The organism is Pseudomonas chlororaphis subsp. piscium (assembly GCF_003850345.1).
GTDB classification, from domain to species: Bacteria; Pseudomonadota; Gammaproteobacteria; order Pseudomonadales; family Pseudomonadaceae; genus Aquipseudomonas; species Aquipseudomonas piscium.
In genome coordinates, this window is sequence record NZ_CP027707.1 from 122,400 (window position 1) to 137,588 (window position 15,189).

Annotated in this window: 7 protein-coding genes, 3 rRNA genes and 1 pseudogene; 5 read left to right on the top strand and 6 right to left on the bottom strand. The window is 61.4% G+C overall.

What is annotated here, in order from left to right; all coding sequences use genetic code 11:
• Window positions 1–111: 111 nt before the first annotated feature.
• From C4K38_RS00615 to rrf (C4K38_RS00625), 3 genes are all read left to right on the top strand, one after another.
• Window positions 112–3,003, top strand: a 23S ribosomal RNA gene (locus C4K38_RS00615).
• Between the two features lie 136 nt (window positions 3,004–3,139).
• A 5S ribosomal RNA gene (gene rrf / locus C4K38_RS00620) occupies window positions 3,140–3,255 on the top strand.
• 110 nt (window positions 3,256–3,365) lie between these two features.
• Window positions 3,366–3,481, top strand: a 5S ribosomal RNA gene (gene rrf / locus C4K38_RS00625).
• A 165-nt stretch (window positions 3,482–3,646) separates the two neighbouring features.
• Here rrf (C4K38_RS00625) and C4K38_RS00630 read toward each other — a convergent pair.
• From C4K38_RS00630 to C4K38_RS00645, 4 genes are all read right to left on the bottom strand, one after another.
• Window positions 3,647–4,822: a PepSY-associated TM helix domain-containing protein gene (locus tag C4K38_RS00630; RefSeq protein WP_053276874.1), complete on the bottom strand. Its 1,176-nt coding sequence runs from the start codon at window positions 4,820–4,822 to the stop codon at window positions 3,647–3,649.
• 63 nt (window positions 4,823–4,885) lie between these two features.
• A complete protein-coding gene (locus tag C4K38_RS00635; RefSeq protein WP_053276875.1) occupies window positions 4,886–7,381 on the bottom strand; it encodes a TonB-dependent siderophore receptor in 2,496 nt (831 codons plus the stop codon).
• Between the two features lie 103 nt (window positions 7,382–7,484).
• Window positions 7,485–8,495, bottom strand: coding sequence for a FecR domain-containing protein (locus tag C4K38_RS00640; RefSeq protein WP_053276876.1), 1,011 nt, complete (start codon window positions 8,493–8,495; stop codon window positions 7,485–7,487).
• A gap of 5 nt (window positions 8,496–8,500) precedes the next feature.
• The gene (locus C4K38_RS00645; protein WP_016705108.1) at window positions 8,501–9,001 is read right to left on the bottom strand and encodes a sigma-70 family RNA polymerase sigma factor; all 501 of its coding nucleotides are present in this window, start codon (window positions 8,999–9,001) and stop codon (window positions 8,501–8,503) included.
• A gap of 313 nt (window positions 9,002–9,314) precedes the next feature.
• Between C4K38_RS00645 and C4K38_RS32780 the strand changes: the two are divergent.
• A pseudogene (locus tag C4K38_RS32780) lies at window positions 9,315–10,292 on the top strand (cache domain-containing protein); the annotation flags it as partial.
• Window positions 10,293–10,409: 117 nt separating this feature from the next.
• The gene (locus C4K38_RS32785) at window positions 10,410–11,195 is read left to right on the top strand and encodes a methyl-accepting chemotaxis protein (protein ID WP_370686837.1); all 786 of its coding nucleotides are present in this window, start codon (window positions 10,410–10,412) and stop codon (window positions 11,193–11,195) included.
• Between the two features lie 62 nt (window positions 11,196–11,257).
• Here C4K38_RS32785 and C4K38_RS00655 read toward each other — a convergent pair whose 3' ends face one another.
• Complete coding sequence (locus C4K38_RS00655) at window positions 11,258–11,722, bottom strand: SRPBCC family protein (protein WP_053276877.1); 465 nt, start codon at window positions 11,720–11,722, stop codon at window positions 11,258–11,260.
• Between the two features lie 23 nt (window positions 11,723–11,745).
• Window positions 11,746–15,180 (bottom strand): non-ribosomal peptide synthetase, encoded by a 3,435-nt coding sequence (locus tag C4K38_RS00660; RefSeq protein WP_053276878.1) that lies wholly within the window; start codon window positions 15,178–15,180, stop codon window positions 11,746–11,748.
• Window positions 15,181–15,189 lie beyond the last annotated feature (9 nt).

Genomic DNA, 15,189 nt, shown 5'->3' on the forward strand with positions numbered 1-15,189 from the left:
GATAGCACTTTCACTGGTGTTTATTCAGGCTAAGGTAAAATTTGTGAGTTTAATCGCGAATTTTCGGCGAATGTCGTCTTCATAGTATAACCAGATTGCTTGGGGTTATATGGTCAAGTGAAGAAGCGCATACGGTGGATGCCTTGGCAGTCAGAGGCGATGAAAGACGTGGTAGCCTGCGAAAAGCTTCGGGGAGTCGGCAAACAGACTTTGATCCGGAGATGTCTGAATGGGGGAACCCAGCCATCATAAGATGGTTATCTTGTACTGAATACATAGGTGCAAGAGGCGAACCAGGGGAACTGAAACATCTAAGTACCCTGAGGAAAAGAAATCAACCGAGATTCCCTTAGTAGTGGCGAGCGAACGGGGACTAGCCCTTAAGTGGCTTTGAGATTAGCGGAACGCTCTGGAAAGTGCGGCCATAGTGGGTGATAGCCCTGTACGCGAAAATCTCTTAGTCATGAAATCGAGTAGGACGGAGCACGAGAAACTTTGTCTGAATATGGGGGGACCATCCTCCAAGGCTAAATACTACTGACTGACCGATAGTGAACTAGTACCGTGAGGGAAAGGCGAAAAGAACCCCGGAGAGGGGAGTGAAATAGATCCTGAAACCGTATGCGTACAAGCAGTGGGAGCAGACTTTGTTCTGTGACTGCGTACCTTTTGTATAATGGGTCAGCGACTTATATTCAGTGGCGAGCTTAACCGAATAGGGGAGGCGTAGCGAAAGCGAGTCTTAATAGGGCGTTTAGTCGCTGGGTATAGACCCGAAACCGGGCGATCTATCCATGGGCAGGTTGAAGGTTAGGTAACACTGACTGGAGGACCGAACCGACTACCGTTGAAAAGTTAGCGGATGACCTGTGGATCGGAGTGAAAGGCTAATCAAGCTCGGAGATAGCTGGTTCTCCTCGAAAGCTATTTAGGTAGCGCCTCATGTATCACTGTAGGGGGTAGAGCACTGTTTCGGCTAGGGGGTCATCCCGACTTACCAAACCGATGCAAACTCCGAATACCTACAAGTGCCGAGCATGGGAGACACACGGCGGGTGCTAACGTCCGTCGTGAAAAGGGAAACAACCCAGACCGTCAGCTAAGGTCCCAAAGTTATGGTTAAGTGGGAAACGATGTGGGAAGGCTTAGACAGCTAGGAGGTTGGCTTAGAAGCAGCCACCCTTTAAAGAAAGCGTAATAGCTCACTAGTCGAGTCGGCCTGCGCGGAAGATGTAACGGGGCTCAAACCATACACCGAAGCTACGGGTATCACGTAAGTGATGCGGTAGAGGAGCGTTCTGTAAGCCTGTGAAGGTGAGTTGAGAAGCTTGCTGGAGGTATCAGAAGTGCGAATGCTGACATGAGTAACGACAATGGGTGTGAAAAACACCCACGCCGAAAGACCAAGGTTTCCTGCGCAACGTTAATCGACGCAGGGTTAGTCGGTCCCTAAGGCGAGGCTGAAAAGCGTAGTCGATGGAAAACAGGTTAATATTCCTGTACTTCTAGTTATTGCGATGGAGGGACGGAGAAGGCTAGGCCAGCTTGGCGTTGGTTGTCCAAGTTTAAGGTGGTAGGCTGGAATCTTAGGTAAATCCGGGATTCTAAGGCCGAGAGCTGATGACGAGTTACCTTTTAGGTGACGAAGTGGTTGATGCCATGCTTCCAAGAAAAGCTTCTAAGCTTCAGATAACTAGGAACCGTACCCCAAACCGACACAGGTGGTTGGGTAGAGAATACCAAGGCGCTTGAGAGAACTCGGGTGAAGGAACTAGGCAAAATGGCACCGTAACTTCGGGAGAAGGTGCGCCGGTGAGGGTGAAGGACTTGCTCCGTAAGCCCATGCCGGTCGAAGATACCAGGCCGCTGCGACTGTTTATTAAAAACACAGCACTCTGCAAACACGAAAGTGGACGTATAGGGTGTGACGCCTGCCCGGTGCCGGAAGGTTAATTGATGGGGTTAGCTAACGCGAAGCTCTTGATCGAAGCCCCGGTAAACGGCGGCCGTAACTATAACGGTCCTAAGGTAGCGAAATTCCTTGTCGGGTAAGTTCCGACCTGCACGAATGGCGTAACGATGGCGGCGCTGTCTCCACCCGAGACTCAGTGAAATTGAAATCGCTGTGAAGATGCAGTGTATCCGCGGCTAGACGGAAAGACCCCGTGAACCTTTACTATAGCTTTGCACTGGACTTTGAATTTGCTTGTGTAGGATAGGTGGGAGGCTTTGAAGCGTGGACGCCAGTTCGCGTGGAGCCATCCTTGAAATACCACCCTGGCAACTTTGAGGTTCTAACTCAGGTCCGTTATCCGGATCGAGGACAGTGTATGGTGGGTAGTTTGACTGGGGCGGTCTCCTCCTAAAGAGTAACGGAGGAGTACGAAGGTGCGCTCAGACCGGTCGGAAATCGGTCGTAGAGTATAAAGGCAAAAGCGCGCTTGACTGCGAGACAGACACGTCGAGCAGGTACGAAAGTAGGTCTTAGTGATCCGGTGGTTCTGTATGGAAGGGCCATCGCTCAACGGATAAAAGGTACTCCGGGGATAACAGGCTGATACCGCCCAAGAGTTCATATCGACGGCGGTGTTTGGCACCTCGATGTCGGCTCATCACATCCTGGGGCTGAAGCCGGTCCCAAGGGTATGGCTGTTCGCCATTTAAAGTGGTACGCGAGCTGGGTTTAGAACGTCGTGAGACAGTTCGGTCCCTATCTGCCGTGGACGTTTGAGATTTGAGAGGGGCTGCTCCTAGTACGAGAGGACCGGAGTGGACGAACCTCTGGTGTTCCGGTTGTCACGCCAGTGGCATTGCCGGGTAGCTATGTTCGGAAAAGATAACCGCTGAAAGCATCTAAGCGGGAAACTTGCCTCAAGATGAGATCTCACTGGAACCTTGAGTTCCCTGAAGGGCCGTCGAAGACTACGACGTTGATAGGTTGGGTGTGTAAGCGCTGTGAGGCGTTGAGCTAACCAATACTAATTGCCCGTGAGGCTTGATCATATAACACCCAAGCAATTTGCTTAGAAGCAAGTTGCGGTGTGTGAAGACGAAACGAACCGAAAGTTCGAGAAAACACACAAACTATCGCATACCCAATTTGCTGAAGCGTCGAAAGACGAATCGGCACACCGAATTTCTTGACGACCATAGAGCATTGGAACCACCTGATCCCATCCCGAACTCAGCAGTGAAACGATGCATCGCCGATGGTAGTGTGGGGTTTCCCCATGTGAGAGTAGGTCATCGTCAAGATTAAATTCCGAAACCCCAATTGCGAAGGCAGTTGGGGTTTTGTTTTTGTAGAAGTTCCCGATTTTGCTGGCACGTTCGGCCCTTGAGCCAACGGTCCGGCCACAGAATTTCTTGACGACCATAGAGCATTGGAACCACCTGATCCCATCCCGAACTCAGCAGTGAAACGATGCATCGCCGATGGTAGTGTGGGGTTTCCCCATGTGAGAGTAGGTCATCGTCAAGATTGAATTCCGAAACCCCTGTCTGCTGACGCAGACAGGGGTTTTGTTTTTGTACGCCTGAAAGCCTCTGGGCTTACACCTGAACCAGGCCTCCAGGTCACCCAGCGGGAGACCTGAATCCCAACCGCCACTCCAGAACATCAGAACAGAGTGAAGCACCTCTCACCTCACCGCTGACGCATCTTGCTGCTTCTGCGGGCCAGCCATTTACGCCACCAGATATAGATCCCGGTGACGGACAGCATCGCAATCACCACCCCCAATACCGCAATAAGCACCTGCCCGGTAAAGCCAATGATCCGACCGCCATGGATCGGCAGTTGCAGCCGATAAAACCGCTCGCCCAAGGTGCCTTGCCCGGCAATCTCCTGCCCCAGCAGACGCCCATCCGTGCCATGAAAGAACAGCCACGACTTACCATGGGCCTCGGTATCGTGCTGACCGAAACCGGCACCATAGAAGTTGTATTCGAAGCTGTAATACAGCTCACCGATCGCCGCTGTCAGGCCCAGCCGTTTGCCTTCTTCCTGGGCCCGTTCATAAGCCTGTTGATAGGTGAGTCGGGTAACCCCCAACTGATCGCTGGGCATGCGCCCACGGGCCTCATAGACGCTCGGTTCGATCGGCGAGAGCAGGGACACCACCGGCTTGAACACCTGGCTCGGCAGGTTCATCGCCACGCTGCTGATGGCAATCGGCAGCAGCAGTAACCACAGCCATAACCCACCGGCCCGATGCAGATCCATATTGAGACGATAGGCGTGCCCGCCCTTGATCTTCCAGGCAGTCGACCACTTCTTCCAGAACGGCCGGCCACGGGGCAGGGTGAGGAACAAGGCAATGAAGCAATCGACGACCCAGAAGATCGCCACCAGCCCCATCAATACCAGCCCCCAGTTACCCGGCAGCGTCAGGTTGTAGTGGAATTCGAGAATGAAGGGGATGAGATTCTCCCGCTGAAAACAGCAGGCACCCCAGAACCGCTTGCCGATCTGCTCGCCACTGACCGGGTCCAGGTAAAACACCTGGTTGGGATCGTCGAACGGCTTGCCCGTGGCCGGGTCGTTACGCGGCACCGCGGCGAGCAGCGCAGTATGTCCGGGCTCGTTGGGGTACTCCATGTACCAGACCTGCAGGCGCGGATGCTGCGCCTGCACCTGGTCGACCAGGGTTCCAGGCGGCAGTGCCTGACCCTCGGCAGGGGCCTCGTAGAACCCCGGGTTGAGCCACTCGTCCAGCTCGTGATTGAAGGCCAGCAGGCTGCCGGTCAGCCCCGCCAGCAGCAGAAACACCGCGGTGGCCAGGCCGATATAACGATGCAGTAGAACCAGAATTGCGCGCATGGAATTTTCCCGTAGAGACGACAAAGCCAGCGCGTGCGCTGGCTTCGGGGGAACGACAAATGATTAGAACTGGTAGCTGACCGTGGCCGCGACGTTCCGCTCCTCGCCCATGTAGCAGAAGCTCAGGCTGGCACAGGAGGCGATGTAGGATTCGTTGGTCAGGTTGTTGGCATTGAGCCGGACATCCACACCCTTCAGGCCGACCTTGCCCAGGTCATAGCCGATGGAGGCATCGAACAGGGTGTAGGACGGCACCTTCATGGTGTTCTCCGCATCCGCCCAGCTGTAGCCCACGTACCGCACACCGCCACCCAGGCGCAGGCCGTCGAGCGAACCGCTGTCGAACCTGTAGTCGGCCCAGAGCGAAGCCATGTGCCGCGGCGCCTGGGTTGGCGAGTTGCCCTTGTTCTCGATGATGTCGGTGGCGGTGCTCAAGGTACTGATCATCGACTTCGAGTACTCGATATCGGTGAAGGTGTAGCTGCCGAGTACCTTGAGGTTGTTATTCAGCTGCAGGTGCGCTTCCAGTTCCAGGCCCTGGGAACGTACGGCGCCGACCGCGCGATAGAAGTTTTCCTGGGGCAGCTTGGTGGCCAGGTTCTCCTGGTCGATGCGGAACAGGGAGGCGGTGTACAGGTCATCCGTGCCCGGTGGCTGGTACTTCAGGCCCAGTTCCCACTGAGTGCCATCGGTAGGCGCCAACGGGTTGCCGGCGCTGTCCGCGTAGGAGTTGGGGTTGAAGGACTCGGAGTAGCTGATGTAAGGCGCCAGCCCGTTATCGAACAGGTACAGCGCCCCGGCGCGGCCCGTCAGCGTGGTGCGCTTGTCGTTGATCTCGGTGCCCACCGGGCGCGAGGCTTCGGCCAGGCGGTTCTCGTCCGAAGTCTCCACCCAGTCCTGGCGCAGGCCCAGGGAGAAGCGCCACTGGTCCATCTCGATCAGGTCTTGCAGGTAAACGCCGGTCTGCTCAAGGCGACGCAGATAGCTGACCGGGTCGTAGTAAGTGATGGCCGAGTTGCCATAGACCGGATCGAACGCGTTGATCGGCGCCACCGAGCCGCTGGTCCAGTCCACCACCGTCTTGCGCCGTTGGTAATCGGCACCCATCAGCACCGTGTGCTTGGTCGCGCCGGTGAGAAATTCGGCCTGCAGCATGTTGTCGACGATGAACGCATGCAGCTTCTCGTCGCCGCCGGTGTAGTAGCGGTTCAGCTCGTTGCTGGTCGGCGTGGTCCAGCCGTAGCCGTAGACCTGGTCCAGCTTCACCTTGGAGTCGAGGTAGCGGAAGTTCTGCCGCGCGGTGAAGACATCGTTGAAGCGATGTTCGAACTGATAGCCGAACGACTGCTGATCGCGCTTGTAGCGATCGATGCCCGGTTCGCCTTCGAAAAAGTTCTCGGAGATCCGCTGGCCGTTGCGCTGGTGCAGCGCGCCGTCGGCCGGCATGCCGCTGTGGTAGCCGCCATCCGGATCGTGTTGCAAGTACGCCTGCAGGGTCAGCGAGGTGTCATCGGTGAAGTCGATGCTCAGGGTCGGTGCCAGGGCGTAGCGTTTTTCCTTGTTGTGGTCGAACTGGGTGTCGGAGCGGTCCGCCAGCCCGGTTAGGCGATAGGCGATGCGCTTGTCGTCATCCACCGGGCCGCTGAAGTCGAAGCCCATGCCGCGCTGGCCCTGGGTGCCGACCGTGGCCTGGATCTGGTGGTAGGGCTCGAACAGCGGCTTCTTGCTGGTCAGCGCCACCAGGCCGCCCGGGGAGCTGCGGCCATAAAGCACCGACGAAGGGCCCTTGAGGATGTCCACCCGCTCCAGGAAGTACGGATCGATCTGCATGGTGCTGTAGGTGCCGCTGTCGCCCATGGACTTGAGGCCGTCGAGGTAGATGTTATCCACCGAGCCATCGTTGAAGCCGCGCATGGCCACGTAGTCGTACCTGTGGGTCGCGCCGTAGGGGTTGGTCAGCACGCCGGGGGTGTAGCGCATGGTCTGGGAGACGGTTTGCGAACCCTGGTCGTCCATCTGTTCGCGGGTTACCACCGACACGCTTTGCGAGGTTTCCAGCAGCGCGGTGCTGGTCTTGGTGGCGATCTGGCTGTGGGTGGCGTTGTAGCCTTCCATGCTGCCCAAGGCATTGCCCAGGGCGAAACCCTTGATATCGGTGGTTGGCAACGACAGGGCGCCGGTCTCGGGCAATGCCCGCAGTACATAGCTGCTGCCGTCCTGGCTCAGCGCTTCCAGGCCGGAGCCGTTGAGCAACTGGCCCAGGGCCTGGTCGGTGGAGTACTCGCCCTTCAGGCCGGCGGACTGGCGCCCCTGGAGCTGCGCTGGGGTCATCGACAAGGTGATGCCGGCCTCGCGGGCGAAGCGGTTGAGTACGTCGCTCAGGGCGCCGCCGGGGATGTTGTAGCTGTGGCTGAGGCTGGCCGCGCCCGTCTCGGCCGCCTGTGCCAGGCAAGGCAAGGCGACGACGCCCAGCGCCGAGGAGAGCAGGGCCACGCGCACGGCATGGCGCAGGCCGGGGGCGGGCCGTGCAGAAGAGAAGTGGTGGAAGTGCACAATCATGGAAGGGTTCCGTTGAGTCACTGAAGGCAGATGGAAGTGCTTACTGTCTAAGCCGGACTCACGGGAAAAAGCCGCCAAAAAAATTCCAACGAATTGCAGCGCCTCAGGCCAGGCGCTCCAGGGTGACCCACCAGCGGGTGCGATAACGCAGGCGCACGGGCAGGGTTTGCGGGAGGATCGCCAGCAGTTTGTCGGTGTCCTCCAGGCGGAACACGCCGGACAGGCGCAGATCGCCGATCTCGTCGGCACAGCCCAGGTAACCGTGGCGATAACGCCCAACCTCGTGGATGAAATCCGCCAGCCGCATATTGCGGGTGACGATCAGGCCATCGGCCCAGGCGCCCACGTCCATGTCCAGCGGCGGCACCGGCAGCGCCTGGGATGCACTGACCAGATAGCTTTGCCCGGCCTGTACCCGGGCCGAGGCGCCATCGGCGGTATGTGGCGAGTGGATGGCGACGCTGCCGGTGGTGACGCTCAGGCGCGTGCAGCCGCCTTCCATGCGCACCACGAAACTGGCGTCGAACCCTTCGAACAGGCCATGGCGGGTCCGTACCAGTAGCGGCCTGAAGGGGCTCGCCTGCTGATCCGGCCCGCAGGTCAGCATGATTTCCCCACGGCTGAGCCGGATCAGCCGCTGCTGGGCATTGAAGTCCATGTCGGCGGCGCTGTCGGTGTTGAGTTCCAGGCGCGAGCCGTCCGGCAACTGGAAGCCGCGGCGTTCGCCGGTGGCGGTGGCGAAGTCGGCGTTCCATTGCTGCCAGGCCAGTTGCTCCTTGCCCAGCCACGCGGCGGAGCCCACCAGAACGACGCCGCCAAGCAGCTTCAGGGCCTGGCGGCGGCCGAGGCGCTGGGCGCTGTTTTCCAGGGTATCGAAGGCCACCTGGGCACTGGGCACCGCCCGCAGATTGCTGTGCAGTTCCTGCTGCAGCGATTGCACCCGTTGCCAGGCCAGTTCGTGCTCGTGATGGGCCGCGCGCCAGGTATCGCATTGCTGCAACAGCCGGGGATTACCGGCGTTGTTGCGCAGGCGCAGCATCCAGTTGATGGCCTGCTTGACCACCAGGTGCCTGGGGTCCGCAGGACGGCGCAGGTTGGTCGAGGGGTTATCCACAGCGCTCACGCCTCGTAGCGCAGCAGGTAGCAGTGGAACAGCGCATCGGCCACGTAACGCTCCACCGAACGCAGGGATAGCCCCATCTGTTCGGCGATCTGCTTGTGGGTCAGGCCTTCGCACTGGGCCAGCAGGAACGCCTTGCGCACTTTCGGCTTCAGGCCTTCAAGCATGCGCGCGATGCTTTCCAGCAGTTCCAGCACCAGGGCGCGGGCTTCCTCGCTGGGGGCTTCGGCTTCTGGCAGATGGGCGATGGTTTCCAGGTAGGCGCGTTCGATTTCCTCGCGGCGCCAGTGGTCGATCACCAGACCGCGGGCGATGGTCCGCAGGAAAGCGCGTGGGGCCTTGAGTTCGAGGCGTTCGGTGCGCTGCAACAGGCGCACGAAGGTGTCTTGCGCCAGGTCGGCCGCATCGGCGGCGTTGCCCAGCCGGCTGCGCAACCATGTGTTGAGCCAGCCATGGTGATGGCTGTAAAGCGCCTGTACCGCGAACTCAGGTGATGACATGGATGCGACTGCCCGGGTGTCACAAATGATAATTAGTCGCATTGTCATCAAGGGTTTGGGATTTTGCAACAACCGCAGGGCGACCGGCTACGGAAAAGTCCGACGCGACCGCTCTAGCCTGCCGTTCAGCGGGTTTTTTGCAGATAACAGGTACATTTCTGACAAATCGCTAAGATTTATCCGCCTCGTGCCGACAGACAGTGAGACCCATGCGTGCACCAAAGTAGAGCGGTCGTAGAACGCCGCCTGCGCTGTTACATGGAAAGTTGCATCCCGTACGCATCCCCACTTTCGGCATAAGAAGTCCCATGACATGAATCTCAAGTTCAGCCATAAAATCCTTTTGGCCGCCTCCGGTGTAGTGGTTCTGGCATTCGCGTTGTTCACTTTGTACAACGACTATCTGCAGCGAAACACCATTCGCCAGAACCTCGAATCGTCGATCCAGCAGGCGGGTGACCTCACTTCCAGCAGCGTCCAGAACTGGATGAGCGGACGCATCCTGGTGCTCGAGAACCTCTCGCAGAACGTTGCCCACCAGGGCGCCAACGCCGACTTCCCGGGGCTGGTGGACCAGCCGGCGTTCACCACGAACTTCCAGTTCACCTACGTGGGCCAAGCCAACGGTGTGTTCACCCAGCGGCCTGACGCGAAGATGCCCGACGGCTACGACCCGCGTCAGCGTCCCTGGTACAAGCAGGCCGTGGCGGCCGACAAGACCATGCTGACCCCGCCCTACATGGCGGCCGTTGGCGGTCTGGTGGTGACCATCGCCATGCCGGTGAAAAAGAACGGCCAGCTGCTGGGCGTGGTGGGGGGCGACCTGAGCCTGGAAACCCTGGTGAAGATCATCAACTCGGTGGACTTCGGTGGCCTGGGCCATGCCTTCCTGGTCAGCGCGGACGGGCAGGTGATCGTCAGCCCGGACAAGGACCAGGTGATGAAGAACCTCAAGGACATCTACCCGGGCGACAACGTACACATCCAGAAGGGCACCCAGGAGGTGCTGCTCAAAGGCCAGGAGCGCATCCTGTCGTTCACCCCGGTGACCGGCCTGCCGAATGCCGAGTGGTACATCGGCCTGTCCATCGACCGTGACAAGGCTTTCGCCCCGCTGAGCAAGTTCCGCACCTCGGCGCTGCTGGCGATGTTCATTGCCGTGGCGGCGATTGCCGTGCTGCTGAGCCTGCTGATCCAGGTGCTGATGCGTCCGCTGACCACCATGGGCCGTGCGATGCAGGACATCGCCCAGGGCGAGGGCGACCTGACCCGTCGCCTGGTGGTGGAGAGCAAGGACGAATTCGGCGTACTGGGCGGTTCGTTCAACCAGTTCGTGGAACGTATTCACGCGTCGATTTCCGAAGTGTCCTCGGCCACCCGCCAGGTGCACGACCTGTCCCAGCGCGTGATGGCATCGTCCAACGCGTCGATCATCGGTTCCGACGAACAAAGCGCGCGCACCAACAGCGTGGCCGCGGCGATCAACCAGCTGGGCGCCGCCACCCAGGAAATCGCCCGTAACGCCGCTGATGCGTCGCAGCACGCCAGCGGCGCCAGCGAGCAGGCCGACGATGGCCGCCAGGTGGTGGAGCAAACCATCCTGGCCATGACCGAGCTGTCGCAGAAGATCAGCCTGTCCTGCACCCAGATCGAAACCCTGAACGCCAGCACCGACAACATCGGCCACATCCTCGATGTGATCAAAGGCATCTCCCAGCAGACCAACCTGCTGGCGCTCAACGCGGCCATCGAAGCGGCGCGCGCCGGTGAAGCCGGTCGCGGTTTCGCGGTGGTGGCCGACGAGGTCCGCAACCTGGCCCATCGCACTCAGGAATCGGCCGAGGAGATCCACAAGATGATCACCTCGCTGCAGATCGGTTCCCGCGAAGCGGTATCGACCATGAACGCCAGCCAGGCGTCCAGCGAAGAGAGCGTCGAAGTGGCCAACCAGGCCGGTGCGCGGCTGGTCAGCGTGACCCAGCGCATCACCGAGATCGACGGCATGAACCAGTCGGTGGCCGCCGCCACCGAAGAGCAGACCGCCGTGGTGGAAACCCTCAACGTCGACATCAGCCAGATCAACCTGCTGAACCAGCAGGGCGTGGCCAACCTCAACGAAACCCTGAAGGATTGCGACGCCCTGTCGCTGCAGGCCAACCGCCTGAAGCAACTGGTGGACAGCTTCAAGATCTGACCCGCTGCAAAACGCTGGGGCCGCAACGGCCCCAGTGTGTTTCACCGCAGGCCTTCTACGGCCTACTCGAACATCCTCCGCACATTGCCCATCGCCTCATCGGCAAACCCCTGCAGGAACCCCTGGAAGGCCGCCACCTCGGCACCGCCTTCGGCCGGGTCGGCGACGATGCGCCAGGTGGCGCGTGCCCGTTCGCCGGGCAAGGCCTCGACGCTCATGGCCGCCCACAGGTTGTCGATGCCCAGGGTGTCGTAGATCAGGCTCCAGGTCATGTACAGGGCCTGGTCGTCCCGTGAGTTGAGTTGTTCGATGACGATATTGCCGTCGTGGAAGAACTTCTTGCGCACCGAGCGCACGCCCTCGCCCGTCATCTCGATGTGCGACAGCGCGGGAATGAAGGCCGGGAAACCGGCGAAGTTGCCGACGATGGCCCAGACGCTTTGGGCATCGGCGCCGATGTCCACCGTGGACAGGACCTCGCAGGCGTTCGGGTTGTTGATCAGGGTGTCGGGTTGCAGGTTTTTCATGGTGTTCTCCAGCGTGGGTGGGTTCAGATAAAGCGGATGTCTTTCAGGTACTGGCAGCCCTTGCGCAGCAGCGCCGGGTCCTTGGCCGGGTAGTCGGCGCCCATGCGCCGCACCCCGGCCTCGGCGTTGGCGTGGCCGATCAGCGAGATGTCGCCGATGTCTTCCTCGAAGCCGTTGAGGTAGAAGCCGAGGACGCCGAACAGCGCATTGTCGCGGTCGACCCGGCCCAGCTGGCGCTGCCAGTCGGCGACGCTGACCATGCGGAACTCGCGCCCGGCCTCGCGGAACGAGGCGACATAGGCCTCCCAGCTCAAAGGCTGCGGGTTGTGCAGGTTGAACACCGCGTGGGCCGGCTGATAACGGCTGGCGTGGAAGGCGATGAAGCGGGCAAGGAAGTCCACCGGCATCAGGTCGAAGTTCATCGCCAACTGCGGCACCTGGCCCAGTTGCAGCGAGCCCTTGAGCATCAGCATCAGGCGGTTCCGGTGGGGCTGGCAGACCCCGCTCTGGCTGTTGAAGCTGATGTTGCCCGGGCGATAGAGATTGACCCACACCCCCTGTTCGCGAGCCCGTTGCAGGATCCGTTCGCCGACCCACTTGGACAGGTTGTAGCCGTTGCGGATGTAGATCGGCGGGGTGGCCGCGGGCGGTTGTTCCAGCACCCGGCCCTGGGCGTCGACGCTGCTGGAGGCGGACAGGGTCGAGACGAAGTTGAAGACCTTCTTGCTGCGCCCTTCGCACAAGCGCAGGCACTCGAACAGCGGCTCGACGTTGTCGCGTGCCAGGGCCGGGTAATCGAGCACGTGATTGACGTTGGCGGCGTTGTGCACCAGCGCGCCGTATTCGCGGTCGATGCGTTCGTATACCTGCGCCGCCAATCCAAGTTGTGGCTGGCTGATATCGGCGGCATGCACCCGCACCCGGCTCAGGTCCAGATGCTCCAGGCGGTTGTCGCGCAAGGCCTGGGCGAAACGTTCGGCAGCCGATTGCGTGGGCGTTTCCCGCACCAGGCACGCCACCTCGCTGGCGCCCCATTCCAGCAGCGCCTCGACTATGTGCACGCCGAGAAAACTGTTAGCGCCGGTGACCAGCACCTTGTGCACGTCGCCCAGTTGGCTGATGGGCAGCACTGGCAGGTCGAGTTCGGCGTTGGCATCGGCGAACACCTGCTCGAGGGAGGCGTCCGGGCCATCGTGGGCGACGCCGTCGATCAGGGTCGCCAGGTTGCTCAGGGTCGGCGCCTCGATAAAGCGGTTGATCGACAGGCCGCGGCCGAACTGTTCGCGAATCGCCAGCAGCAGGCGCGACAGCAGGATCGAGTGGCCGCCGAGGTTGAAGAAGCTGTCGTCGGTGCCGATGTCCTCGGCCGGCAACTCCAGCAGCTCGGCCCACAGCTGCAGCAGGCGCTGTTCGTTGGCGTTCTGCGGCAGGCGTCGCTGACGGTTGCTGCCTGGGGTACGCGGCAGGGCCAGCAGGGCGCGGCGGTCGACCTTGCCGTTGGCGGTGTAGGGCATGCTCGGCAGCTCGATGTAGGCGCTGGGCCGCATGTAGTCCGGCAAGCGCTGGCGCACTTGTTCGCGCAGGGCTTGTAGCGCATCGCCGGCAGCGCTCGGCTGGGCCAGGTAGGCGAGGACCCGCCGTTGATCGTCGATCACCACCGCCACCTGACGGAACAGCTGGCCGTCGCGCAGGCAGTGTTCGATCTCTTCCGGCTCGACCCGGAACCCGCGGATCTTCACCTGGTTGTCCCGCCGCCCGCAGATCTCGATGCCGCTGTCGGTCCACTGGCCGATGTCCCCGGTGCGATAGACCCGCAGTCGGCGCCCGTCCGACAGGTCCAGGGTCAGGTAGCGTTCGGCGCTCAGCGCCGGGTTGTTCAGGTAGCCAAGGCCGACCCCTGGCCCGGCCAGGTACAGCTCGCCGGGGGTGCGCTCGGGCACTGGTTGCAACTGTTCGTCGAGGATCAGCACCTGACTGTTGGCGATGGGCAGGCCGAGGTTGCGCGGGTTGTCGTCGACCCGCAGGCGGCGGGTGGTGGCCAGCACCGTGGTTTCCGTCGGGCCGTAGATGTTGTGCAGCGCGCACTGGCCGGCCAGGCGCTGGATGACGAAGGGTTCGCAGACGTCGCCGCCGGTCACCAGATGCCGCAGGCCCAGCGGCTGTTCCAGGGGCAGGATGCTCAGCAGCGCCGGCGGCAGGAAGGCATGGCTGACCCGCTGGTGCTGGAGCAGGGCCCGCAGTTGCTGCGGGTCGCGTCGCTGGTCCTGGTCGGGGACCACCAGCAGCGCGCCACTCAGGAAGGTGGGCAGGATATCCAGCAGCGAGGCGTCGAAGTTGATGGTGGAGAACTGCAGCACCCGGCTGTTTGGGTCCAGCTCGACATGGTCGATGTACCAGGTGCAGAAGTGGCTGAGATTGCCCTGGCTGAGCAATACGCCCTTGGGTTGGCCGGTGGTGCCCGAGGTGTAGATCGCCACGCAGGGCGCCTCTGGCGGCGGTGCCTGGTGCAGCAGAGGGAGGGCGTCCTCGGCGTCGTCAGGCAGCAGGGTGCGTACATCGAGTTGCGCCAGGTCGAGGTCGCCCAGGTCTTCGCGGCCGTCGTGCAGCAGCAAGGCGGCGCCGGCGTTGTCGAGAATGTAGCGCCGCCGTTGTGGCGGATGTTCCGGGTCCAGCGGCAGGTACACCGCGCCACAGCCGAGGGTGGCGAGAATCGCGGCATAGAGCACTGCCGATTTGGGCAGGCAAAGGCCGATCACCGGCGGTTGGCCAGGGCTGGCGGGCAGGTGTCGCAGCATCTGCCGCTGCAGGTTGCGGCTCAGGCGGTGCAGGGTCTGGTAGCTGTAGTCGATGCCCTGGATATTCAAGGCAGGACGCTGGGCGAAGGCCAGCAGGCTCTGGTCGATGCGCTGGGCGATCGGCACCTGCATCTCCCGCAGCAATGCCGGTGCCAGCTGTTGGTTGTGCCGGTGCTCGAAGGCCAGCGAGTCCAGGCGCTCCAGGCCCAGCAGCGGTTCGCTTGGCTCATCCAGGGCCGCGAGCTGGTGGAAAAACGCCGCGCCGCGAGAAAAGCCGCTGACCAGCCGTGCGGTGCTGGCCACCAACCTGGCGATGGCGCTGCCGCGCACGGCCTGGCCATTGCCGCTGGCTTCCGGCGGCAGGGTCGCCTGCTCGATCAGCCGGGCGCCGTGGCGGTGGAACAGGCGCACCTGTGGCAGCCCGGAAGCCGCTTGGGCGATCAGGGCGATGCGCAATTCCAGGCGCTCGGTGTCCGCCGCGAGGCGCGGTGAATCACTCAGGCTGCCGTCGTCGATCAACAGATGGGGCCGCAGCCCCTCGGCGTCGGCGATCGCCTGCGGCGAATCTAGCCGCCGCAGCAGATGGCCGTGGCGCTCCAGCTCCATGGCCAGTTCGTTCAGGGCCTGACTGCGGCCCGTCAACACAATGTCGAGGCGTCTCATGCTCGGGTC

What these genes read in the sequence shown, in the direction of transcription:
- C4K38_RS32785 (WP_370686837.1), top strand. Translation starts at nt 10,410, where the DNA reads ATGGCATCGTCCAACGCGTCGATCATCGGTTCCGACGAACAAAGCGCG.
- C4K38_RS00660 (WP_053276878.1), bottom strand. Translation starts at nt 15,180, where the DNA reads ATGAGACGCCTCGACATTGTGTTGACGGGCCGCAGTCAGGCCCTGAAC.
- C4K38_RS00635 (WP_053276875.1), bottom strand. Translation starts at nt 7,381, where the DNA reads ATGATTGTGCACTTCCACCACTTCTCTTCTGCACGGCCCGCCCCCGGC.
- C4K38_RS00630 (WP_053276874.1), bottom strand. Translation starts at nt 4,822, where the DNA reads ATGCGCGCAATTCTGGTTCTACTGCATCGTTATATCGGCCTGGCCACC.
- C4K38_RS00645 (WP_016705108.1), bottom strand. Translation starts at nt 9,001, where the DNA reads ATGTCATCACCTGAGTTCGCGGTACAGGCGCTTTACAGCCATCACCAT.
- C4K38_RS00655 (WP_053276877.1), bottom strand. Translation starts at nt 11,722, where the DNA reads ATGAAAAACCTGCAACCCGACACCCTGATCAACAACCCGAACGCCTGC.